The sequence below is a fragment of the Bradyrhizobium algeriense genome, assembly GCF_003062295.1.
Lineage (GTDB): Bacteria > Pseudomonadota > Alphaproteobacteria > Rhizobiales > Xanthobacteraceae > Bradyrhizobium > Bradyrhizobium algeriense.
On sequence record NZ_PYCN01000232.1, the window covers coordinates 1 to 497 of the forward strand.

1 protein-coding gene is annotated in these 497 nt (G+C 68.2%); it reads left to right on the top strand.

Annotated features, from left to right (window positions below):
* Positions 1 to 137: 137 nt before the first annotated feature.
* The coding region (locus tag C7G61_RS43270; RefSeq protein ID WP_145963862.1) for a helix-turn-helix domain-containing protein at positions 138 to 497 on the top strand (360 nt) is incomplete at its 3' end.

Here is a 497-nt window from a genome sequence, read left to right on the forward strand (position 1 = left end):
GACGGCCATGGACGCGGGTGTAGGCATCAATGAAGGCCAAGTACTGGCCCTGCCGGTCGGTGAAGCTTTTCTCAGACATCCGCCACACGCTCGATTCATCGGCTGATTCATCTTGGCCTCTCACACGGGAGGCCGAGATGAACATATGCTACCGGGTTGAGCTGAGCGAGGCCGAGCGCACCGAACTCCAGGCGATGCTCAGCGGCGGCAAGCAGGCCGCTCGCACGCTCAAGCGCGCGCAGATCCTGCTGGCGGCCGATGCCGGCGTGCCGGACGAGACGATTGCCGAGAGTATCGCGGTGGGCGGCTCGACCGTGTATCGGACCAAGCGCCGCTTCGTGGAGGGCAACCTGGAGCGGGCCCTCAGCGAGGACCCCCGTCCCGGCGCCGCCCGCAAGCTCTCAGGCCCGGAGGAGGCGCTGCTGGTGGCAACCGCCTGCGCAAAGCCGCCTGCGGGCCGCGCCCGCTGGACGCTGGAGCTCTTGGCCGGCGAGATC